General features: G+C 44.1%; 19 protein-coding genes. 15 read left to right on the forward strand and 4 right to left on the reverse strand.

Going from position 1 to position 22,553, the window contains the following annotated elements:
- The coding region (locus tag A3G19_RS07585) for a hypothetical protein (RefSeq protein ID WP_294871695.1) at nucleotides 1–254 on the forward strand (254 nt) is incomplete at its 5' end.
- 116 nt (nucleotides 255–370) lie between these two features.
- Here the strand turns inward: A3G19_RS07585 and A3G19_RS07590 are convergent.
- From A3G19_RS07590 to A3G19_RS07605, 4 genes are read right to left on the reverse strand one after another with little or no spacing between them, the layout of a single operon-like run.
- Nucleotides 371–1,810, reverse strand: coding sequence for an efflux transporter outer membrane subunit (locus A3G19_RS07590; protein ID WP_294871698.1), 1,440 nt, complete (start codon nucleotides 1,808–1,810; stop codon nucleotides 371–373).
- The gene (locus A3G19_RS07595; RefSeq protein WP_294871701.1) at nucleotides 1,803–4,934 is read right to left on the reverse strand and encodes a multidrug efflux RND transporter permease subunit; all 3,132 of its coding nucleotides are present in this window, start codon (nucleotides 4,932–4,934) and stop codon (nucleotides 1,803–1,805) included. Before A3G19_RS07595 ends, A3G19_RS07590 begins: the two co-directional genes overlap by 8 nt.
- A complete protein-coding gene (locus A3G19_RS07600) occupies nucleotides 4,934–6,064 on the reverse strand; it encodes an efflux RND transporter periplasmic adaptor subunit (protein WP_015654053.1) in 1,131 nt (376 codons plus the stop codon). The genes A3G19_RS07595 and A3G19_RS07600 overlap by 1 nt, the downstream gene beginning before the upstream one ends.
- Nucleotides 6,061–6,522, reverse strand: a complete 462-nt coding sequence (locus tag A3G19_RS07605) for a MarR family winged helix-turn-helix transcriptional regulator (RefSeq protein WP_015654052.1) — start codon at nucleotides 6,520–6,522, stop codon at nucleotides 6,061–6,063. The genes A3G19_RS07600 and A3G19_RS07605 overlap by 4 nt, the downstream gene beginning before the upstream one ends.
- A 156-nt stretch (nucleotides 6,523–6,678) precedes the next feature.
- Here A3G19_RS07605 and A3G19_RS07610 point away from each other — a divergent pair, with 156 nt between their 5' ends.
- The 14 genes from A3G19_RS07610 (at nucleotide 6,679) to A3G19_RS07675 (ending at nucleotide 22,274) form a co-directional block, all read left to right on the forward strand.
- Nucleotides 6,679–7,473 carry a polysaccharide deacetylase family protein gene (locus A3G19_RS07610; RefSeq protein ID WP_294871704.1) on the forward strand — a complete coding sequence of 265 codons (795 nt, stop codon included), beginning with the start codon at nucleotides 6,679–6,681 and terminating at the stop codon, nucleotides 7,471–7,473.
- A 68-nt stretch (nucleotides 7,474–7,541) separates the two neighbouring features.
- Nucleotides 7,542–7,925 (forward strand): helix-turn-helix domain-containing protein, encoded by a 384-nt coding sequence (locus tag A3G19_RS07615; RefSeq protein ID WP_015654050.1) that lies wholly within the window; start codon nucleotides 7,542–7,544, stop codon nucleotides 7,923–7,925.
- Nucleotides 7,918–8,619, forward strand: coding sequence for a nucleotidyl transferase AbiEii/AbiGii toxin family protein (locus tag A3G19_RS07620; RefSeq protein ID WP_015654049.1), 702 nt, complete (start codon nucleotides 7,918–7,920; stop codon nucleotides 8,617–8,619). Before A3G19_RS07615 ends, A3G19_RS07620 begins: the two co-directional genes overlap by 8 nt.
- A gap of 141 nt (nucleotides 8,620–8,760) precedes the next feature.
- Nucleotides 8,761–9,630, forward strand: coding sequence for a hypothetical protein (locus A3G19_RS07625; RefSeq protein WP_294871706.1), 870 nt, complete (start codon nucleotides 8,761–8,763; stop codon nucleotides 9,628–9,630).
- A gap of 230 nt (nucleotides 9,631–9,860) precedes the next feature.
- Nucleotides 9,861–11,831 carry a bifunctional diguanylate cyclase/phosphodiesterase gene (locus A3G19_RS07630; protein ID WP_294871709.1) on the forward strand — a complete coding sequence of 657 codons (1,971 nt, stop codon included), beginning with the start codon at nucleotides 9,861–9,863 and terminating at the stop codon, nucleotides 11,829–11,831.
- A 104-nt stretch (nucleotides 11,832–11,935) separates the two neighbouring features.
- Nucleotides 11,936–13,072, forward strand: coding sequence for a succinyldiaminopimelate transaminase (locus tag A3G19_RS07635; RefSeq protein ID WP_294871712.1), 1,137 nt, complete (start codon nucleotides 11,936–11,938; stop codon nucleotides 13,070–13,072).
- The gene (locus A3G19_RS07640) at nucleotides 13,069–13,533 is read left to right on the forward strand and encodes a hypothetical protein (protein WP_294871715.1); all 465 of its coding nucleotides are present in this window, start codon (nucleotides 13,069–13,071) and stop codon (nucleotides 13,531–13,533) included. Before A3G19_RS07635 ends, A3G19_RS07640 begins: the two co-directional genes overlap by 4 nt.
- Nucleotides 13,530–14,840: a UDP-N-acetylmuramate--L-alanine ligase gene (gene murC / locus A3G19_RS07645; RefSeq protein ID WP_294871718.1), complete on the forward strand. Its 1,311-nt coding sequence runs from the start codon at nucleotides 13,530–13,532 to the stop codon at nucleotides 14,838–14,840. Before A3G19_RS07640 ends, murC begins: the two co-directional genes overlap by 4 nt.
- Before the next feature lie 3 nt (nucleotides 14,841–14,843).
- A complete protein-coding gene (locus A3G19_RS07650; protein WP_015654043.1) occupies nucleotides 14,844–15,173 on the forward strand; it encodes a hypothetical protein in 330 nt (109 codons plus the stop codon).
- Nucleotides 15,170–17,389: an endonuclease MutS2 gene (locus A3G19_RS07655; RefSeq protein WP_294871720.1), complete on the forward strand. Its 2,220-nt coding sequence runs from the start codon at nucleotides 15,170–15,172 to the stop codon at nucleotides 17,387–17,389. Before A3G19_RS07650 ends, A3G19_RS07655 begins: the two co-directional genes overlap by 4 nt.
- Nucleotides 17,390–17,640: 251 nt before the next feature.
- Nucleotides 17,641–18,153, forward strand: coding sequence for a hypothetical protein (locus A3G19_RS07660; protein WP_294871723.1), 513 nt, complete (start codon nucleotides 17,641–17,643; stop codon nucleotides 18,151–18,153).
- 77 nt (nucleotides 18,154–18,230) lie between these two features.
- Nucleotides 18,231–19,181, forward strand: coding sequence for an STM4504/CBY_0614 family protein (locus A3G19_RS07665; protein ID WP_294871725.1), 951 nt, complete (start codon nucleotides 18,231–18,233; stop codon nucleotides 19,179–19,181).
- Between the two features lie 361 nt (nucleotides 19,182–19,542).
- A complete protein-coding gene (locus A3G19_RS07670) occupies nucleotides 19,543–21,603 on the forward strand; it encodes a C1 family peptidase (protein ID WP_294871727.1) in 2,061 nt (686 codons plus the stop codon).
- A gap of 215 nt (nucleotides 21,604–21,818) precedes the next feature.
- Nucleotides 21,819–22,274 carry a hypothetical protein gene (locus tag A3G19_RS07675; protein ID WP_294871728.1) on the forward strand — a complete coding sequence of 152 codons (456 nt, stop codon included), beginning with the start codon at nucleotides 21,819–21,821 and terminating at the stop codon, nucleotides 22,272–22,274.
- Nucleotides 22,275–22,553: the final 279 nt, after the last annotated feature.

A 22,553-nucleotide genomic window follows, 5' to 3' on the forward strand; every position in this document is an offset into this window, starting at 1 on the left:
TAGCAGCAGGTGCTTCAGTTGTTGCAGACTCGCTGCATCCGATAAACATTGCAGCCAAAAGCAACGCAGAAATGATTTTCATCATGGTAAGGCTCCTTAAAAAAATATGGCGGAAGTATACCACTACTCCCCCCATACTTGTCAAGCATTTTTCGATTTATTTTGAAATATTTTTTGAAAACGCCTATTATAGGGCTTTCCAAGAGATTGCAATTTTATCAAATTTACAAAAATTTAGTAAAAAATGCTTATAACATAAAATTGTTTTTTTGATTTTTTGATTTGTTTACTAATGATTGTCTATTACAAGGCATTTAAAGAGGAAGAATAACACTGCTATTTGCAGTGTGTAATAGCAGTGTTATAGAAGTTATCGTCCTGCTGGGAGAAGGTTTGGCAATGGAGGAGTTTGATCTTCACTCCATCCCCCTCCTAATGCTTTGTAAAGTGAAATAGTGGCAATCAGAAGATTTTGTTTTGTAATCAGCAGCTGTTGAGACGCTTGAAGCCATTGTTGTTGTACAAGAAGCATATCGCTGTAGGTAATTGTGCCGACTTGATAGCGCAGTTTACTTTGCATGAGAGCTTTTTGAATTGCATTGGATCGTGCAGTTTGATAGGTGATTTGCTCTTTTGCTTTGACGGTTTGTCCTAGGGCATTATCGGTGTCATTAAATGCACTGATAATACTTTTTTTATACGCAGCTAGGCTTTGATTCCGATCGGCTTCCGCACTTTTAATCTCACCCTCAATCCGTCCTGCCGAGAAGATAGGGATGCTGATGGCTGGAGCGATTTCCCATATTCGTGCCGGGTTGGAGACAAAACTGCTCAGTTCCAAACTTTGTACTCCTAACATCCCTGTTAGCTTTATACTCGGAAAGTAAGCGGCTCGCGCAACACCGATTCGTGCATTTGCTGCAATCAAATTTTGTTCTGCCGCTGCAATGTCTGGGCGTTTATTTAAAAGATTTGCACTCAAGTTTGCAGGTATTTCAGGAATGGTAATGGTGCCTAACACAGAAGTGCTAACGGAGGTCGGATTTCGTCCTAAAAGGAGATTATAAGAGGACTCTTCGGTAATTTTAGAAGCTTCAAGCTGTGAGAGTGTCGCTTTGGCACTCTCATGCTCGGATAATGATTGTAACAAAACCGGCTCGGCAATAACACCGTGTTTGTATTTGAGCTCATTGAGTTTAACAATTTCATCGGTGAGCATAAGGTTCTCTTTCGCTAAATCAATCTGCCCTTGTAAGGACGAGAGTTTGATATACGATGCCGCCACATTGGATACTACGGAGAGTTGGAGTGTCTGGGATGCATATTCACTGGAGAGGAGTGCTGCACGAGCAGACTCATTCGCACGACGCACTTTTCCAAACAGATCAATTTCGTAACTTGCGAGTGATAACGATCCGGCATACGTTGATGTAATCCCCTCACGTAGCTGATAACCTCCGTTAGAGGCATTATCAACTGCTTTTCGGTCCAATGAACCGTTTGCATTGATTTGGGGGTAGAGATACGATTTTGCCTGATCGAATTTACCCAGAAGTGCATCAACGGAAGCCTGGGAAGATTGCAGGTCGTAGTTTGTACGAAGGGCCTCTTCGATGGCATGGTTAAGTGATTCGTCTTGAAAGCTTTTCCACCATTGGATATTTATACTTTGTTGGACCGTCTTATTTTTATCCTGATCTAAAAAGTTTTCCGGTACAGCCACATTGGGACGAACGTAATCGGGCCCGATGGCGCATCCTCCCAGTAGAAAGGCAGTCAGAATGCTAAGACTTAATGATGTGTTATTCATGATCGGCTCCTTTGGCAGGTGAAAATTTTTCTTGTGCTGTTGCAACCCAATAATAGAGGAACGGAATAAAGTACCGTTCGATAAACGTTGCCGCCAGCATACCGCCGAACATGGCTACTCCAATCGAGAAACGCCCTGCCGCTCCGGCACCTGAACTGAAGATCAGCGGCAGCATCCCGGCTAAAAAGGCAAAAGAGGTCATCATCATCGGACGGTAACGAAGACGAGCCGCTTCCATGGCTGAATCGTAAATAGTTTTACCCATTTGGCGCTGTTCTTCGGCAAATTCGACGACCAGAATCGCATTTTTTGCCGAGAGGGCGATGAGGGTGAGCAACCCAATCTGGAAGAAAACGTTGTTATTCAAGAACGGAATCAGCCATACAACGGTGTACGCCCCCATAATACCATAGGGTACGGCGAGCATAATAGAGATCGGCAATGTCCAGCGTTCATACAATGCTGAGAGAATCAAATAGACCATCACCAAGGCAAAAGCCATAATCATGAGTGCTTTGGAACCGACGAGTTTTTCTTGGAGATATAACCCCTCCCAGTCGTAACTTACAGAGGAGGGCAGTATGCTGTCCCCTTTTGCTTCTAAAATTTTGATCAAGTCGCCTGAACTGTATCCCGGAGAAGGGGAGCCCATGACTGTGGTACAGAGGACACCGTTAAAGTGCTCGATCGAAGAGGGTGCACTGGACATTTTGGCCGTAACAACGGAAGAGAGAGGAACGAGTTGACCGCTTGATGATCGAACCCATGCACGTCCGATATCCTCGGGCTTGGCACGATAGGGTGAATCGGCTTGCATCTGTACCCAATAGGTTTTACCGTTTTTATCGAATTGATTGATGTACATCGTTCCGATGGTTGCTTGGAGTGTTTGGAAAATATCGCTGATGGCAAGTCCCATCATTTTGGCTTTTTCACGATCCACTTCAATGGATAGTGTCGGGGTAGTAATGTTCATTGTTGTCATCGGGTTCTTGATGCTCGGATCTTGACGCAAATCAGAAACGAACGCATTGGTCGTATTGGCAAGCTTATTAAAATCGTTATCGCCCGGTTGCAATAAGCGTAGGCTAAACATATCCGATGGCCCCATACCACGAATCGGCGGCGGAGGCATTGCAAATACTTTTGCTTCTTTGATACTGCCCAGTTTCGGTCCTAAAGAGTCCAGAATACCGAATACTTTGAGCTCTTTTGTGGTTCGCTTATCCCATGATTTGAGTCGGGTAAAAATAACGGCGGAATTCGGTTCTTGGGAGAACGTGAGGATATTCAAACCGGTAATTGCGGTGTATTTGTAGACCCCTTCTTGTTTGCCAAGAATAGCTTCCACTTGTTTAACGACCTCCAAAGTACGGTTAGCAGTGGCACCTTCGGGAAGGTTGACGCTGGTGATAAAGTACCCCTGATCTTCCATCGGTAAAAAAGCGCTTGGGAGTGTTTTGTGAAAAAATCCGATAAAGAAATAGGTGGAGAGATAAATCACCAAAAAGATCAACGATTTACGAATCATAAAACCGGATCGGCGAACATAGTTTTCAGTCATATTCGCAAATTTACGGTTAAACCAGCGGAAAAAGCGAGCCGGTTCTTTCTCATGATGTTTTAAAATCAGAGCACCGATAGCCGGTGCAAAAGTGAGTGCCATAAATCCTGAGAATACGACTGAGATTGCAATAGTTGCGGCAAATTGCTTGTACAGCTGTCCCGTCATACCCCCTAAAAAGGTAGCAGGGATAAAGACGGCACACATGACCAGAACGATGGCGATAACGGGACCGGAAATTTGAGCCATAGCTTTTGTAGCCGCTTCTCGTGGGGAAAGTTTTTCACTTTGAAGAATCCGCTCCATATTTTCAATAACGACAATGGCATCATCGACGACAATCCCTATGGCGAGAACCAATCCGAAGAGGGTGAGGGTGTTGATCGAATAGCCTAACAGATACATACCGATAAAAGCACCCGTGAGCGAGATCGGGATCGAGAGAATCGGGATCATAGCGGCACGGAAACTTTGTAAAAAGAGGTAAATAACCAAACTAACCAATATTATGGATGCGAGGAGGGTAAAAGCAACCTCTTCGATTGAAATTTTGACGAAATCGGTGGTGTCATAGGGGATGTTATATTCAATCCCTTTCGGGAATTTTTTAGCGAGTTTTTCCATTTTAGCGGCAACGGCGGCGGAAGTATCGAGGGCGTTGGCATTGGTATCGGCAAAAATACCGATCATGGCCGCCGGTTTACCGTTGACCCGTCCGAAAAATTCGTAGTTTTGGCTGCCGAGTTCAACCCGTGCAACATCACGTAAACGGATCATAGAACCATCATTTTTGGAACGGATAATGATGTTTTGGAACTCTTCGGGAGTCGAGAAACGCCCTTTTGAAGTGAGTTGCATCGTCCACATTTGCTCATCAGTCGTCGGTGCTTGTCCTAAACGTCCCGGTGAGACTTGGAGATTCTGATCTCTGATCGCCGCAGCGATTTCAGAGGTGCTGACACCCAGTGATGCCATACGGTCAGGATTCAGCCAGACACGCATCGCATAGTCGCGTTGACCGAAAATTTGGCTTCTCCCCGCACCGGGGATTTTTTTGATTTCGTCGAGGAGATTGGCGGAGATGTAGTTACTGATCCCTGTCGCATCGTAGCTTCCATCGGGAGAGGTAATGGCCACGATTAGCAAAATATCGGAGGTTTTTTTCTGGACGGTGACACCTAAATCACGGGTTGTTTGAGGAAGTTGCGCGATAACGGAGTTGATTCGGTTTTGAACATCAACTGCTGCTAAATCTTGATTGACCCCGATGTTGAATGTACACGTAATCGTTGCACTTCCCGGTAGGGCTGCCGCTTTGGACGACATATACATGAGGCCATCCGCTCCCGAGATCTGAGATTCGAGAGGGGTGAGGATATTGTTCGCGATGGTTTGGGCATCGGCACCCGGATACTGTGCGCTGACGACAACGGTAGGCGGGGTGAGATTCGGCAACTGCGAGATCGGGAGCGTTTTAATCGCTACAAATCCGAGCAGCATAATAATCATCGCGATAACAGTTGATAAAATAGGGCGGTTAATAAAGTATTTACTAAACATTATTTTGAATTCGGAATGACTTCCGCTCCCGGTTTGAGTTTAGGCAGGGCATCTGCGGCAATTTTATCACCGGCATTGACACCGCTCTCGATCAGGATATTTTCACCGACCCATTCTCCTACTACGACGGGTTTAGGGGTAACGGTATTGTTAGCTTCGATGGCGTAGACGAATTTCCCTTTTTCGCCTGTGAGCAGTGTTTTTTGAGGAACGTAGAGGGCATTTTTCCATTCCATCCCTTTGACTTTGACTTGGACAAACTGTCCTGGGAGGAGTTTATGGTCGCTGTTATCGATAAGCGCACGATAGGTGATATTTCCGGTGGTCGAATCGACGAACGGTGCGATAAAATTGATCTCCCCTTTGCGCGCTAATGTCGTTCCATCGCTTAGGGTGAGTTCAACGAGGTATTTTCCGTCTTTCGGAGCGGTGAGTTTACCTGATGCAATCGCATTTTGTCGGGTAAGTTTTTCGTTTTCGCTAAAGGTAAAATTGACGTACATCGGGTCAGTCTGATAGATTGTTGTGAGCAGTCCGTTGGCTCCGGCCGCAACGTAGGTACCGACATCGATTTTGGATTTATCGACAAATCCGCTGATAGGAGCTTTGATCACGGTATAGCTGAGGTTCAGTTTGGCTTGTTCCAGTGATGCTTTTGCCGCCATAACGGCAGCGGCACTGTTTCGTTCATTGGCGGTTGCGGTGTCGAGCTCCTGTCGGCTTGCGGCATTGGCTTCGGCAAGAGGTTTGATACGGTTTAAGACAGCTTTGGCATTGGTGTAGTTGGCGGATGCAAGTTCATACGCGGCTTTGGCACTTTCAAGAGAATTTTTTAAATCCGATGGATCGATAACAAATAATGTTTCTCCTTTGTTGAGGGCTGAACCCTCAGTGTAGGAGCGTTTTTGGAGGTATCCGTTTACGCGGGCGAAAACTTGTACGGTATTAAAGGCTTGCGTTTGACCTGTTGCTCGGAGAACTGCCGGGAAATGACCCGTTTTGACTTCGGTTGTCGTCACAGGAACAGGACCCTCCGGCGGTTTTTCCATCCCTTTGGCTTTGGGACGTTCGCATCCGCTCATAGCGAGGATGAGGGCGCTTGATAAAGCAATAGTAGTTAAACGATTCATTCGGATTCCTTTGAGGTGTAATTTAGAGAGAGGCACATTTGTTTTAAAACACGCAGAGTAATAGCAAGTTCTTCGGGATTAAAGTGTTTTTGCAAAGATTCATTAGCTTGTTGCAACACTTCCATTGTCGGTTTTTCGAGGGCAATTCCCTGGGGGGTGAGGGTGACAAGATTGCATCGTTTATCGTTTTCGTCAGTAGCACGTCCAATAAGTGAACGTTTTTCCAATCCTGCAATCAGACGTGTGATAGAGGTTTTATCTTTTCCGACGAAATCCGCGATGTTTTGTTGTGTTGAAGTCCCTTCTTTCCACAAAACGACCATTACTTTGAATTGCTCAATCGTCATATCGATTCCATGCAAAGAGAGCTGACGGGTGAGATAGTTACGTGCCGCCATTGCGGAGAGGTTGGTAAGACACCCTAACGATTCTTGTGTCGGGCATTCACATCGATTCATATAAACTCCTAAATAGTTGAATATGCAACTAATTAAACGAATTCTATTTTATTTAGGTGTTGAAAGTCAAGGGGAATTTGTTAATAATATTAATGCTTAAGCTAATGATATGCGCTATAATCCGCCGATTTTTATTTAAAAAGGGTTTGGAAAAATATGGTTCGATTTGTTTTACTTATTTTTATCTTGATGGGACCATTGTTGGGTGCGGCGATTGATAGAAAAGTTCCTGTTTTGTGTTATCACCGTTTCGCTCCCGAAGCAGTTGATTCAATGACGATCAAAAATTCTGCGTTTACAGAGCAGATGGAGTGGCTTAAAATACACGGCTATAGCGTTATCCCTCTTGATACGGCAATGGGGTATGTAAACGGTAAAGTGAAAACAATTCCTGCCAAATCGGTTGTTATCACCGTCGATGACGGGCACAAAAGCGTCTACAGCGATATGGCTCCGATCGTTAAAAAATACAAAATACCTGTCACACTGTTCATCTATCCGAGTGCGATCTCGAACGCTAAATATGCGATGACATGGGAACAACTCCGTGATTTGGAAACAACGAAACTCTTTCACGTCGAATCTCATACTTATTGGCACCCGAATTTCAAAAAAGAGAAGAAAACACTATCTCCAGAGGAGTACGCTAAATCGGTTGATAAACAGCTAAACGGATCGAAGAAAAAACTCGAAGAGAAAATGGGACATGAGATCAAATACCTCGCATGGGTGTTCGGTATTTACGATGATGCGCTTCTTGTCGATGCGAAAAAATCGGGATACGCGGCGGCATTTACGATCGATCGACAACACGCCTCTTCGGGTGATCATGTGATGGCATTGGGGCGCTATATGGTGGTGAGCAAACATACCATTAAAGACTTTGAGAGAATGGTGGATGGAACCGAAGATCGGATGAGCAAAGATAAAAAAGAAGTAGTACAGTATTGATGTCCTAAATATTTGACATTTTTATCCGATATTCGTATAATTTGTTAAATATCAAAAAGGAGACCATCATGAAAACCAAAGAGATCGCGTTATTGCTCGGCGTACCTCCTTCAACGTTGCATGATTGGAAAAAAAATCCTGAAAAGAAAAATCTTGCGGCGATGCTCACTGCAATGCCAAAAGAGGTTGCATTAGGGTTCATAAAAGATGCAACAAAGAAGCAAGCACCTAAGATGCTTTTGGCGACAGTGAACTGCTCCATCGGAAATGTTAAAAAACACCTCAAAGCCTCAGATATAAAAAAGCTTCTTGTAGGGGATAAACCTGAAACATCGGTTGAAAAATACGCGCTCGATGTGATCAAAACTGAAGCCACTCACGAAGAGATTATTGCATTTGCAACTTACTATCGCATTCCGAAAAAAAGTCTCAGTAAGATTTTAAATGGATAAGCTTGATTTTATTCGAGAGCATTACGGAGAGCAGATTAACGCATTTAGATGGCTGATCGAAGAGCGATTCGGGTATCTGCCGAATCAAAATAGTTCTCTTTTACGTTTTGGAGGGGGAACGGCGCTTGCTATTTACTATTTTCAACACCGTAAAAGTTTTGATATCGATTTGTTCGCTACCGATCAGCAGGTTTTGAACTATCTAAGTCCGAAAACATGGATCGAGGAATCACGCCACTTTAATAGCAGTGAATATATCGATCAAGCACACCATGTCGGTCTTTTATCTAACAATAATATCAAAGTTGATATTCTCGTCTCGGCAGATTTTATCGAGCCTCCTTTGATCGATTCATCGCTGGAACTTTTCCCTATCAACCTTTACGTTGAAAGCATCTCCGACATCATTGCAAAAAAAATCGTTTTTCGAAATGCTCAAAATAAAACAAGGGATATTATCGACATAGCGGTAGCCCTTTCAAAAGATCCAAATATATTGGCTTCTATTGTAGAAAAAGGTGCGGTAAGTATTGAAAATATCAAAATACTTCAAAGTGCTATCAATGGATTAAATAGGGAAAAATATGTCTATGAAACAGAGATAGTCGAGCCTTTTGCGCAATACATTGATATTGCTAAATCCGCTCCGGAAATAATTTTGGAAGAGTGTTCAAGGTTGATTGAAAATTTTTAAAGTTCCGTTCGTGGTGAGCTTGTCGAACCATGAAGAAATTTCCCTTCGACAGGCTCAGGGTGAACGTTCGGAAAATCAGAATAAATTTTGCTACAATATTTGGTGTTAAATATTAAAAAATAACTAAATAATGAGAATTTGATGGAAAAAAATATAGAGTTAAAAAGACCGTGGACAATTAAAGTTTTCGTGATTATTTTTGGAGTCCTATTCGGGATCAAACTGATTTCCTTTTTGACGGATACAACTCAGACGTGGGCTTTCATATATTTTTTGATCATTTCGATATCGATCTTCGGTATCTGGCAAGGACGTAACTGGGCAAGAAATTTGTTTTTGGTGCTCATGATGCCATTTTTTTTATTGACATTTTTTCTTGCTCTGTATGCTTTGTTGAATTTAAGCAATACAAGTGAATTTCGAGAAAATCTGTATTTAATCTTGAGTAGTATTCTGTCCCTTGTTCTTATGGTAATTCCTTTTTTAAAACGATCGGCAGAGTGGTTTGATCGTGAGTTAAAAACATCGAGCGAAAAGGCAAAAGGAATTCCTTGGCAGTATCAGTTGATGCTTACCGTTGCCTCGATTGGAGTTGGTTTTTTAGCAATCTCGATGAGCCCTCAATTTGGATTTTTTTCATCTTTTATCAAAGAATGGATTCAGATTAATCACCCTTCGTATTGGGGAAAATTTGCGATACTTTTGTTTTCTGTCAATCTTAGTACACTGATCGGTGCTTTTATTGTTGAATTCCCGTTTAGTTTGGTTTTGGGATATCTAAAAAGGGAGTATCGTTTTTTATTATGGCGTTTGATAACATTAGGGGGATTTTTTCCAGTGTATACGACTTATTTCGTACTAGGTAATAGAACAGAAAATTTCACTTTTTTTATTTCTATTGCATTATTGAATTTAATTACAATCAGTCTTGTTGCTTTATTCGGATTGGCAATGGGTGAGAAGATGGCACGTTATGTCGACACACTGCGTGTGCCGATAGAGATAAAATAAATTACAGCCCCGTCACGCTATAATATAACAACAAATTCCATTACAAAGACCGTTCATCGCATTGTGAACGCTATCCATTTGAAAAACTCATCGCTTTACGTAGAAGGAATAGCTTCTCAACTATTTTACAAATATATCTTATAAAAAGTTATGATACTATGCGTTTAAATGAAAGCAAGAAAATATTATTCATTTATTCATATTGTTGATTTGTTGGAGAAAGAGTATTGATGAAATACACTACAAAATTAAAGATCAAAATTACATTGGCTATCTCTTTTTTTTTAGTGTGGGTTGTCATTATAGGTTTTTCTCAATATTATAGAGAAATTGAAAAAATCGACAAAGATTGTAACGAAAAGCTTTTAACCGCAGCACAACTTGCACGTCATATTGTTGGAGATGACTTTCACAATCAAATCAAATCCGGAAAAGTTGTTTCCGAAAGGGAAGATATGAAAAATATCCTTGCCCTTTCAAATTTTGCCCAAGAGGCTCACGTTAAATATATCTACACCATTATTTTAGATGCGAACGATACTCTCCGATTTACTTCCAGCAGTGCCTTGGAAAAGGAACTTCTTACCGGTGAGAAGCTCACCCGTTATTTTGATTCGTATGAGTACTATCCTAAAATGATCACCGCATTGGAAAGTGGGAATATTGTCTATGACCTTGATAATGATACGGATGAATGGGGGAGTTTTCGAAGTATTTTTGTCCCCTACACCACAAAATCAGGAATGCGATATCTGATGGGTGTCGATATAGACAATAAGGCAATGGAGGTTAGAGCTAGAGAGACGATCATTAGTGAAGCGATTAAAAGCATAGTTTTGTTTTTTGCTTTATTGCCGCTCTTGCTTCTGTATCGGGCACATTTTTATAAAACCAATCGAAGGCTGCGTCTATTGGTCGATAAGGCAACGCACCAGCTTCGTTATATGAATAAAAATCTCGAAAGGCTTGTGGATGAAAAAAGTGCCCAAATACTCAGTCAAGCACTCATTGATCCTCTAACAGAACTACCGAACCGAATGCAATTACAGCAAGACCTTATGATTGATGGGTTTAAAGGAATTGCTATTGTCAATATAGATGATTTCAAAGAGGTAAATGATTTTTTTGGTATTGCGATCGGCGACAAGATTCTTCGAGAATTTGCGAAGGAACTTCAAAGTTTTAGGTTAAAAGTCTATCGCCTTAACGGTGATGAATTTGTCATATTTAAAGCTGTTACGGATGAAGGCGACCAGATAGAAGCAGATTTTCGTTCAATGGTTCAAGCGCTTCATGAGAAAGTATATATCATTGATGGAGAGACTCTAAATCTGAATGTTACCGTAGGAATTGCGATCGGACAAAAAGATCTTCTTGGGCAAGCAGACATTGCGTTGCACCTCGCTAAACAAACAGAACAATCCATTGTTGTTTACAAAAAAGAATACTCTACCGAACAAAAAGCAAAACACTATCTCTCTCTTTCTCAAGCAATACGCCAAGCTTTACTTTCCTCACGAATCATATGCTATTATCAGCCGATTGTCGAAGCGGCCTCGGGAAAAATAAAAAAATACGAAACGTTAGTACGCATGGTGATGGAAGATGGAACGATACTCCTTCCCGGTGATTTTTTGATGGTTGCTCAAAAGACAAAACTTTATACTGAAATCACAAAAGAAGTTATCCGACAGGCATGCGAAACCTTTCGTCTACGACCCGAAGGATTTTCAGTCAATTTATCTGCTCGCGATATTTTATCGTCGGATACGGTAGATTTTATTTTGGACACTATCCGAAGAACGGATACTGCAAATCGGATCGTATTTGAAATTTTGGAATCAGAGGGGATAGAAAACTACAAGGAAGTCTCTTTGTTTATTCAAAAGATGCAAAATGAAGGGGCAAAAATTGCAATTGACGATTTCGGATCAGGATATTCCAGTTTCGAAAATATTTTGATGCTCAATGTAGATTACATCAAAATAGACGGCTCTTTAATCCGGAACATAGATCATGAGCAGCGTCATGCTATAGTAGTTCAAACCATTATTGAGTTTTCCCAGAAAATCGGTGCCAAAACAATCGCCGAATTTGTTTCTTCTGAACCCATTGCGGATAAAGTTAAAGAACTGGGAATCGATTATTCACAAGGATATTTTTTCGGAAAACCGGAACCTTTGCCAGCCTACAAAACATAGTGAGGGAATGGCACTCATCGTGTCACATTCCTTCATGATATAATTTAAATACAGCCTTGGGACGCTATAATATATCCATTAAATTCCATTACAAAGACCGTCCTTTGCATTTTGAACCGTACCCATTTGAAAAACTCTCCGCTTTATTAGAAGGGATAACTCCCAATTCTGCCTATTCACCGATCGCTTTGACCATCGGTGAACCGCAGTTCGAAACCCCCGCCTTTATTCAAAAATCAATCGCCAAACATTCCGAAGAGCTGCGCCGCTATCCGAAAACGGCAGGGGAAGCGTATCTGAACGACTCCATGCGCGGTTTCGTCGAACGCCGTTTCGGGGTGAAGCTGAAAGTTGATGAGTTGGTGAGTTCGTTTGGGACGCGGGAAGTGCTCTTTAATTTTCCCCAATATTATCTATTCGATAAACAAAGCCCCGTCATGGCGTATACTAATCCGTTTTATCAGATTTACGAGGGTGCGGCAATCGCTTCTCGATCGAAAGTGATTCACCTCAATTTGACCGAGCAAAACGGGTTTAAACCGATCATCAACGAAGCGGAACTTTCTGAGTGTGATTTGGTCATATTGAATTTCCCGAACAATCCGACGGCATCGGTATTATCGCTTGATGAGTTAGGAGAATGGGTGAAACTTGCCCTCAAACATAATTTCTGCCTCATCAACGACGAGTGCTACAGCGAGATTTACACGGATCAAAAAGTGCCGTCGCTTCTCGAAGCCTCGGTTTATGTGGGGAATACGTCGTTTAAAAATGTCCTTGTCATCAACTCGATCTCCAAACGCTCGTCAGCACCGGGGCTTCGCAGCGGGTTTATCGCCGGAGACGCAGAAATTTTAAAAGGGTACGCGCAGTATCGTACCTATGTCGGATGTGCTTCACCTTTGCCGTTACAAGCGGCAGCGGCGATGGCGTGGGCGAATGAGTACCATGTCGAACGGACACGTGCTGTCTATGCGGAGAATTTCAAAGCGGCGCAGGAGATTCTGGGCATTGAAACGTCCGATGCGACCTTTTACGTTTGGCTCAAAGTACCTAATGCTCTCGAATTTACCCAAAGACTCTATCGCGACTATAACGTGAAAGTGTTGCCGGGAGAGTTCTTGGCACGCAATGATGCATCAGGGGAAAATCCCGGCATCGGCTATATCCGCATCGCCCTCGTCGAAGAGACGGTTCGTACGATCCAAGCACTTAATCGCCTGAAGGAGGCACTCTCATGAATCAGTTAAAAGATAAAATTTTCCAAGCACAGAGTGAGGGGGATATCGCCTCGTTGTACGTTCTTGAATCCAAAGCCCATGAGAGTTTTGATGAAGATACGTTGATGGCCTATTACGCCAATATCCTCGATCTTGCACTGGAGCGTCTCACCAATGCGCTGGAGAATCTCGAAAAACTCGATATGAGCGAAGTACAGGATTTCGCGACGCTTCGAGCCTTGTACGAATACGCGATCGAGCATTACAGTGCGGGATCTGTAACCGATGCCAGTGCGCTTTTTGAAGTGCTTGGCGGGATCAGCAACGATGAGGCATTCGGTGCGGCGATGAGCGTCCACCGTGCGCTCTGCGATGCACAAATTCCGTTTGATGATTTTATTGATGAGTATGTCGATATGGCCGCAACGCAGGATGGTGGGAAATTTTATATCAGTTTTTTTAAAAAGGAGATCGGCGCATGAAAATCCATTTTATCGGGATCGGCGGGATCGGGATTTCGGGTCTGGCCAAATACATGCGTTTCAGCGGTCATGAGGTGAGCGGTTCGGATATGAAAGCAACCCATATCACGCAGCGTCTCCTTGATCGCGGGATCAAAGTTTTCATCGGACACGATGCGGCCAATATCCCGCAAGGGTGTGATCTGGTGATCCATTCAGCGATCATTCGTGACACGAATGTTGAAGTAGTTGAAGCCAAAAACAGAGGAATCGAAGTGCTTCACCGCCGTGATGCGCTGCTTCGTATCCTCAAAGAGAAAAAAGTGTACGCGGTGTGCGGTGCACACGGTAAAAGTACGACGACGGCGATTTTGGCGTCGATCATGAGCGGAAGTGCGATCATCGGTGCGGAGTCCAAAGATTTCGGCTCCAACGTCCGCTATGACGGAAGTACGGACGTGATGCTGTTCGAAGCGGATGAGTCTGATGGAAGTTTTCTGAACTCAAACCCGTATTGTTCCATCGTCACCAATGCTGAGCCGGAGCACATGGAGTATTACCATTACAACATCGATGAATTTCATAACGCCTACAGCCGTTTTGTTGAGATGGCACCCATTCGTATTATCAATGCGGAAGACCCTTTTATGTCGACATTGACGTATGATGCGATCCGTCTCTATCCGAGTCAGGATATTACCAATATCCGTTATATCCTACTCGATGATGAACCTTACACCCATTTCACCCTCAAAAATATGGGAGAGTTCGAAGTGTGGGGATTCGGTGAACACATCGCGATGGATGCGAGTTTGGCGATTTTGGCGGCGGCTCAGACGATGAGTCTTGCGGCGATCCGTGCAAATATCCTCCATTTTAAAGGGATCAAGAAACGGTTTGACGTCATTTTTAAAGGCTCTGACCGTGTTATCATCGACGATTACGCCCACCATCCGACCGAGATCAAAGCGACGATGGAATCACTTAAAATCTATGCGGAACTCAAAGGTTTCAAACGGATTATCGCTATCTGGCAGCCGCACAAATACTCTCGTACCATCGATAATCTCGATGCATTTGTAGCGTGTTTCGAAGGGTGTGCCGAACTCGTTATCCTCCCCGTATGGGCGGCGAGCGAAGAGGTGCGTGAGATCGATTTCACAGGACGTTTCGGACACTATAACCTTACGATGAGTGATAAACTTCACCGTGCAGGGGATACCATCGAATCGATTATCGGTGATACCGTGGTTCAAACCTATGATCACGATCTTATTGTCGGATTCGGGGCAGGGGATTTGACCTATCAACTACGGGGAACCAAGTAAATTATGGGTTATCTAGTATGGTTCGGGATCGTCGCCCTTGTATTTGCGTTGTTGCACTATTTTACGGAGCTTAGCGGAAAACAAAAAGGGATTATTTCTCTCGTAGTAACATTGATTATTACTGCGGCCATAATGTATAACGTATCGATGGATCGTGACCGTGCAAAAGTAAGCGAAGTCGAGCTTAAATATCAGCAGGGTGAAACGCTGGTATGTCGAGGGATTGAGGTGAACAACTCAACGTTCGGGTACAGTGTAGGGACTCAAAGTTTTGTCGGCAATCGCGGAAGTAAACATTATCAGCAAATTATCAATGCACGTGAGTGTCAATGAGTTCTCTCTCTTCTAACCTAGCCGAGCTTTTCGGCAAGCTTGATCTTCTCCCTCATATTGCTTCGCTGGAGCATTTTTTCTCCCGTGAGCAAAACATTGCAATGCAGGGAGATCAAGAACGCCATTACCGCTATATCCAAGCTCTCGATGCGTTAGAGTTTAAAGCCCCGCCGAAGAGTGTCGGGTTTGAGAGCATCATCAACCACCTCAAAAAGCAGGGGGTTTTACGGTTCGAAGAGATCCATGAACTCCTCAAAGTCGTCCGCTACTTTAGATTGATGCGTAACCACGAGTTCGGAGGCCTTATCGGCGAATGGATGGGGACGATCATCATCCCTGAGCCGTTTAACGAGATCGATGAGTATTTCGATTATGAGGGGAACTTTATCGAGTCGCGTGATGAGGAGCTCCATAAAATTGTTCAGCGGATCAAAGCGATTAAAACGGAGATTAACGAGCAAATTAAACGGCTCTTTCATACCCAAAAACTCACCCCCTACCTCGTCGATACCCAAATCCACTATATCAACGACGAAGAGACCCTTTTGGTGCGCGGCGGGTTCAACCATGTCCTCAAAGGCTCCGTCGTCGGACGGACAGGAGCGGGGTTTTTCTATGTTGCCCCCGATTCGGTACTTCGCTCCAAAGAACAGCTCCGTTATGTGTTGCAGGAGCGGGAGAGCAAGCTCTATGAGTACGCGAAGCGGTTCAGCGCAAAGCTCTCCAACCTCGTCCCTTTTATCGGATTTTGTGATCGTGAGTTCGATCGGTACGACCACTATCAAGCGCGGGTATTGTTTGCCCGTTCCCGCGATTTCGCGATCCTCAAACCTCAAAATAACGGTGATATTGTCCTCGAAGAGTTCTCCCACCCCGCCATACACAAACCTAAACCGATCAGCGTCGATTTTCGCTCCAATCTCCTGATGATTACGGGGGTCAATGCGGGGGGTAAAACGATGCTCCTCAAATCGCTCCTCTCGGCGGCTTTGATGGCGAAATATCTTATCCCGATGAAGATCAATCCTCACAAATCACGGATCGGGAGTTTCAAACGGATCGAAGCGGTGATCGACGATCCCCAAAGCGTCAGCAACGACATCTCCACCTTTGCGGGGCGGATGGTACAGTTTAGCCATCTGTTCGAGCATAAAAGCGCTCTGGTCGGGGTGGATGAGATCGAACTTGGAACCGACAGTGACGAAGCAGCGGCACTTTTCGCCATCGTCCTCGATGAACTGATCAAACGGGGTCAGAAGATCATCGTCACCACCCACCACAAACGGCTCGCCGCATTGATGGCGGATCGGGACGATGTAGAGCTGATGGCGGCATTGTACGATGAAGAGCGCCGTTTGCCGACCTATGAGTTTTTACAAGGGGTGATCGGAAAGAGCTACGCGTTCGAGACCGCCACCCGTTACGGAATCAACCCTGCCATCATCACCCGTGCGAAATTGCTCTACGGTGAAAACCACGAAAAACTGAGCGTCCTGATCGAGCGGGGGAGTGAGTTAGAACGTGAGCTGAAGCGTAAGAACCGCGAGGTGGATGAACGGCTCGAATCCCTCAAAACCCAAGAGAGCGCACTTAAAGAGGCACGTGAACACTTACGCGTAGAACTCGATGCCGAAAAAGCGAAACTCCGAACAGGTTACGATGAAGCGATCCGCGAAGCGAAAGAGGCGGCAAAGGGGATGGATATGGCGGCGATCCACCGACAACTCAACAAAGCACAAGCCAAGTTGCCAAAACCTGAGCCGATCAAGATCGCCGAACCCGAACCGATAAAGTACGAAGTAGGGCAGACGGTGAAATACCGTACTCAGCGCGGGAGTGTCGTGAGCATCGGAGCCAAAGATGCGATGATCGAAGTGGAGGGGATGCGTTTGCGGGTCAAACTCACCGATCTAAAACCGAGCGGCAACCTCCCGAAAAAGCCGAAGGTCACCGTCACCTCTCAGATCGACCAAAAAAGTGGTCTCAAACTTGATCTTCATGGATTACGGGGCGAGGAGGCGTGCGAGCGGATGGATAAATTTCTCTCCGATGCACTGTTGCAGGGATTTGATGAGGTGATTATCTATCACGGGATCGGGACGGGGAAACTGGCCTACGCCGTCAAAGAGTTTCTCAAAGCACACCCGAGTGTCAAGAGTTTCGCCGATGCGCCTGCTCATATGGGAGGATTTGGGGCGAAAGTCGTTCGCCTCTAACTATATCCGTTCGTGGTGAGCTTGTCGAACCATGAATCGGATGCCCTTCGACAAGCTCAGGGCGAACGGAAAACCACTCCTTTCCCCTTGCAAACTTTTTCACTTAATAGTAAAATCTTTGAAAATATGTCTTTTTGTTTAATTTTGATAGATAGGTATTGATATTCAGGTATTCTAATTGTCCGATGATCTGTTTGGAATTAGCTAAAAAGGTACATTTTTGGAATAATATAGTTACAAAAGGAAAAAACATGGCAATACCTGGAATATCAACTCTATATTCGATATTGAAACGTCACATTGATCGTGATAACGATATTTTTAACCAACGAAAAAATCTTTCAGATGAATTGGTAGAAAATTGTCGAAAGTGGGCTGAAATTCTTGTTGTTACATTTGATAATGCTGTGGAGAAGTGGGAAGTTAAAGGTCGAGATGCTGCTGAAAATGAGATCATGGAGCAACAAATGGATTTTATGAAACTTGACTATTGGTCTATCGAAGAATCAAGTCCAATATTGCTTTTTCTTAAAGAAGATTCTCGTTTTGAAGCATTTTCTCATAGTTGTGCAGAATTTTATAAATCAGCATTATCTATTAAACGTCTTGTCTATGGTGAAATTGAAAGCCACGCCGGAGTCTATATTAGTTCACATGATGTCGGTATACGTAAAATGGTAGAACTTTGGAAAAATGAAGTTGAAAGAATGCTTCGTGATGTAACAACTGAGCACATGCGTGTAAAAGTACTTTTACCTAAATGATTGCTTGGACTTACAATGCAACATCTTCTTGATTACTCGTTTTAAATGTTATACAAATGAAGGAATATTGAAAATCTATGGCTATATTTAATCTATTTTCTAAACGTCAAAAGGCAATTAGGGGTGAAGTGCCTGATGTATACAGATATGATGATTTGCCAAATACTCTAAGAGTTCAAATTGTTCACATATGGACAGATGCACTAGGAAATAATCATGATTACTATAATACTTACAGACATGGAGAAGGAGTAAAATCCGCATATAAATTTATTGTTGATACCTTATGTCGAGAATACGGTCTTTTTAAATTACCGACGGCAGATAAATATAACGATCGAATGTATCTTGATGAATTAGCTAATTATTTGCTTCAAGTAGAAGAAGTTGAAAAGCAATTAGATATTGTTGAGTTAAGCTTCAAATACATAGATAAATTAACTCGTAATTATCGTTACCTTGAACGCAATAATGCTTCAGAATGCGCTGATAATGCAATAAATGAACTCAATTCGCGTTTTAAGGAACAAGGAATTGGTTTTCAGTTTTTAGAAGGTGAAATTGTAAGGGTAGATTCTGAATTAATTCATATAGAGGCAGTGAAGCCAGCTCTCCGACTATTAAATGAGAAAAATTATAAGGGGGCTCAGCAAGAATTCTTGAGTGCTTATGAACACTATAGACATGGCAAACATAAAGAATCATTGAATGATTGTCTGAAATCTTTTGAAAGTACTATGAAAGGCATTTGCGATAAACGTAAATGGCCATATCAACCAAACTCCACGGCAAAAGTACTTATTCAAATTTGTTTTGATTATGGGCTTGTTCCTCAGTTCTGGCAACAACAATTGAGTTCATTGCGTAGCTTACTAGAAAGTAGTGTTCCTACAGGTAGAAATAAATTGAGTGGGCATGGTCAAGGATCAACTCCAACTGTAGTGCCTGATTATTTGGTCGCTTATATGCTTCATATGACGGCATCGACTTTAGTTTTCCTTACTACTGCGGAGAAAGAACTTGTATAACAAAGCGCTCGTTTCCCTCGTTCCCAACGTCTACGTTGGGAATGCAAACCGATGTAATACACTCCCAAGCTGGAGCTTGGGAACGAGAAACGTTTTTAGCTCATCTTACCCAGAAGCAATATTCCCCTTTTTTTCTCTTTTCCGCTCTTTTTCCTTCTGCCGATTTTATTAAATAACAAAAAACTAATTATGTTTAATTATAATGTTTTAATGAATAAAGTATAAGAATACTGAATATGTACTGTTTTGTTTGATCCTGATGGATAGGTTTGTATTCGGACATTTTGGAATAAACAGATGCTATGCGCCGGAGGGAGGATTGTGAGTCCACTCCTGTCGACTTCTAAAAAGGAGTTTTACCATGTCTACACTCACGTATAACAACCGTACTTTCGATGCACGCCCTGACCGGATCGACCTGCAGGATCGTGTCTACCAACCCAAGCTCGTTTCCCTGCCAGCACGTTATCCAGATATTGAGAGCATTGAGAGTCACTTGCCCATCTATGCCAAACACTTCGTATTGGACCAGGGTGAGGAGGGGGCTTGTACCGGTTTCGGCCTGGCAGCAGTGATCAATTATCTGCAGTGGAGGAACAACGACTTCGATGTACGAAACCTGAACATTGTCAGTCCCCGTATGCTCTATCATTTGGCGCAGCTTTACGACGAGTGGGCCGGCGAAGACTACGTAGGCTCCAGCTGTCGTGGAGGGATGAAAGGCTGGCATCGTCACGGTGTATGTACGGACCGATTATGGCCATATCGCAACCATGCAGGCGAGATTGTCTTTGTGTCACCGAAAGCCCATTGGGAACAAGATGCGGCGAGCCGTCCGCTTGGTGCCTACTACCGGATCGATAAATGCAGTATCAATGATTTGCAAGCTGCCATCTACGAAGTTGGCGCTGTCTACTGCTCGGCTAATGTACATAGTGGTTGGTATCTCGATAAACACGATCGACTTCAGACAATTCAATACGATCCCGTGAATATTGGAGGCCATGCCTTTGCCATTGTCGGCTATACGGAAGAGGGTTTCATCGTGCAGAATTCTTGGGGACGGGAGTGGGGTTATCATGGTTTTGCCCTTTTAACGTATGAGGACTGGATTCGTAACGGCAACGACTCCTGGGTCGCGGTCATGGGGGCACCCATGTGCATGTCTTCTGCGCCAATAACGTTTAGTACCCGCTCACTTCGTGATTCAGCGGTGTTCAAGTCGGGATTGGCTCACAAAAGCAAAGAACCGGGAGCCGGTTTCCATTACAATAATCAAAATGTCCATCCGTTGACCGAAAATGAAGCCTACCGGCATACGCTCGTGTTAGGCAACAATGGCGTACCCATACACCGCATCGTGAGCGCAGAGAATGCTTATGCCGCTGCTGAAGAGGTCTGCGTCAATTGGCCACAAGCCTGGTTGAACGAGCAGCCCATGACGCGACCACGGAAGTTGGCCATTTACGTTCACGGCGGCCTCAATAGCGAAAATGATTCCATCATGCGTATACGCATGATGGCTCCTTACTTCCGAGAGAATGGTATCTTTCCATTGTTTATCACCTGGAAGACTGGGCCGATGGAAAGTATAAGTGGTATCCTTGACGATTCGATACGCAAGATATTCAGCGGTTCATCACAGATGCGGCAGGAGGGGATTATAGAGAAGATCAAAGAGGCAACGGCTGAAATGCGTGACCGTTCCATTGAGGTTGCTTGCGAAAATCTTCTGGTCAAACCCATGTGGTCTGAAATGAAGCAGAATGCTGCATCTGCGGCCGAACCTGGTGCAGGTCTGGAACTGCTGGCGGCACATCTTCTTTCACTCAAACAAAAGGTAAAAAACCTGGAGATACATCTTGCGGGGCACTCAGCCGGTGCCATCGTCCTTGGGCACCTGTTGTCGTTGATGGATAAGAGTTTGGCTGTCAGCACGCTGACACTGTTTGCCCCCGCTTGCACTATCGGCTTTGCCAACCAGCATTATGGTTCGGCACTTCAAAACAAACAACTCAGTCCCGACAACATCCACATTGACATCATGGATGATGAACGTGAGCGGGCTGACACCGTTGGACCTTACGGCAAATCTTTGCTATATCTGATCAGCCGTGCTCTGGAGTCCCGGCACAAAATGCCACTCCTTGGTATGGAGTGGGCCTGGAATACCGCCGCCGCACCACAAGATCAGTGGTCGGAAGATCCCGGTATCGAGGCGGCTTTGACGAAATGGTCGAGTCTTACGGCAGGAATTTCTTTACGTCTTCACACCAAACAGCGTGAAGATGTTTACACCGGATCAGGAACAATCAAACTCGCTCATGGCTCCTTCGACAATGATATTGAGGTGGTCGCTGACATGTTGGAGCGCATGCGTGGTGAAACATTAATTGCCGGAGTGGAAAATCTCGCATATTGAGGTTTTGCGATGAAAAGGCGGTTATGGCACTATACAGGACAATTCTGGTCTCTTGGCCTGAATCGGTCGCGCGGCTTCAGGGATGCTCGATCCGTTTTTCAAGACCCTCTACATCGAAAAAGCAACCACCGCCGCCCCGAAAATTGAATTAGACATTGAACGTTTTTTTAGTTTAAAATAGTGGCTATCAAATAAGGTAAACTTATGTTATAGTAATGCAATTACAGAAAAAAGGGGTCACAATGAAACGTTTTCTCCTATCAGCGATAATTGCCGCTGTTGCTTTTACGCTATCGGCACTCGCTGCCGATGTCGGTGTTTCGGTTACCGTCGGTCAGCCTGGATTCTACGGCAGAATCGAGATCGGTGATTATCCGCAACCAAGGTTGATTTATAGAGAAGCAATTATTATCGAACGGGGGGTACCGATGCATCGCCCGCCACTCTATCTGCGTGTTCCGCCTGGGCATGCCAAAAACTGGAAGAAGCACTGTCACGAATACCGCGCTTGCGGCGAGCGGGTCTTATTTGTGCGTGATGACTGGTACGAGCGCGAGTATGTTCCGCGTTATCAGGAAAGACACTCTGATCGCGGGTATGACAATCGGGACAATGGCCGAGGTAATGATCATGGGAACAAAGGTCACGGCAATAAGCATGATAGAGACTAAACAATAAAGGGGCAGGATGCTTTTAGCCTATGTCGGAAAGGCCGAGTGCTGATTGTTTTCGCGGAATGCGAAAATATTTACATAAAAGATTCCCGTGATCCATCACCTAGAGCCGCTCCGGAGGCAGTAGTGCCGGGAGGAACGAGCGTTCTTGGATCGCGGTATGCTCTTTTGTGTACTTTTCTGGCTAAACAGAAAAGGACATCCTCTTTTTATTTATCTAGTTTTGCGTAAAATCATAAAAAAATTTACATTGCCGATTAAAAGACGAGAAGCTTA

It is taken from the genome of Sulfuricurvum sp. RIFCSPLOWO2_12_FULL_43_24 (assembly GCF_001829605.1).
Taxonomy (GTDB): Bacteria; Campylobacterota; Campylobacteria; order Campylobacterales; family Sulfurimonadaceae; genus Sulfuricurvum.

What these genes read in the sequence shown, in the direction of transcription:
- A3G19_RS07670 (WP_294871727.1), top strand. Translation starts at nt 19,543, where the DNA reads ATGTCTACACTCACGTATAACAACCGTACTTTCGATGCACGCCCTGAC.
- A3G19_RS07650 (WP_015654043.1), top strand. Translation starts at nt 14,844, where the DNA reads ATGGGTTATCTAGTATGGTTCGGGATCGTCGCCCTTGTATTTGCGTTG.
- A3G19_RS07640 (WP_294871715.1), top strand. Translation starts at nt 13,069, where the DNA reads ATGAATCAGTTAAAAGATAAAATTTTCCAAGCACAGAGTGAGGGGGAT.
- A3G19_RS07655 (WP_294871720.1), top strand. Translation starts at nt 15,170, where the DNA reads ATGAGTTCTCTCTCTTCTAACCTAGCCGAGCTTTTCGGCAAGCTTGAT.
- A3G19_RS07590 (WP_294871698.1), bottom strand. Translation starts at nt 1,810, where the DNA reads ATGAATAACACATCATTAAGTCTTAGCATTCTGACTGCCTTTCTACTG.
- A3G19_RS07675 (WP_294871728.1), top strand. Translation starts at nt 21,819, where the DNA reads ATGCAATTACAGAAAAAAGGGGTCACAATGAAACGTTTTCTCCTATCA.
- A3G19_RS07660 (WP_294871723.1), top strand. Translation starts at nt 17,641, where the DNA reads ATGGCAATACCTGGAATATCAACTCTATATTCGATATTGAAACGTCAC.
- A3G19_RS07600 (WP_015654053.1), bottom strand. Translation starts at nt 6,064, where the DNA reads ATGAATCGTTTAACTACTATTGCTTTATCAAGCGCCCTCATCCTCGCT.
- A3G19_RS07630 (WP_294871709.1), top strand. Translation starts at nt 9,861, where the DNA reads ATGAAATACACTACAAAATTAAAGATCAAAATTACATTGGCTATCTCT.
- murC (WP_294871718.1), top strand. Translation starts at nt 13,530, where the DNA reads ATGAAAATCCATTTTATCGGGATCGGCGGGATCGGGATTTCGGGTCTG.
- A3G19_RS07620 (WP_015654049.1), top strand. Translation starts at nt 7,918, where the DNA reads ATGGATAAGCTTGATTTTATTCGAGAGCATTACGGAGAGCAGATTAAC.
- A3G19_RS07595 (WP_294871701.1), bottom strand. Translation starts at nt 4,934, where the DNA reads ATGTTTAGTAAATACTTTATTAACCGCCCTATTTTATCAACTGTTATC.
- A3G19_RS07610 (WP_294871704.1), top strand. Translation starts at nt 6,679, where the DNA reads ATGGTTCGATTTGTTTTACTTATTTTTATCTTGATGGGACCATTGTTG.
- A3G19_RS07615 (WP_015654050.1), top strand. Translation starts at nt 7,542, where the DNA reads ATGAAAACCAAAGAGATCGCGTTATTGCTCGGCGTACCTCCTTCAACG.
- A3G19_RS07625 (WP_294871706.1), top strand. Translation starts at nt 8,761, where the DNA reads ATGGAAAAAAATATAGAGTTAAAAAGACCGTGGACAATTAAAGTTTTC.
- A3G19_RS07665 (WP_294871725.1), top strand. Translation starts at nt 18,231, where the DNA reads ATGGCTATATTTAATCTATTTTCTAAACGTCAAAAGGCAATTAGGGGT.
- A3G19_RS07605 (WP_015654052.1), bottom strand. Translation starts at nt 6,522, where the DNA reads ATGAATCGATGTGAATGCCCGACACAAGAATCGTTAGGGTGTCTTACC.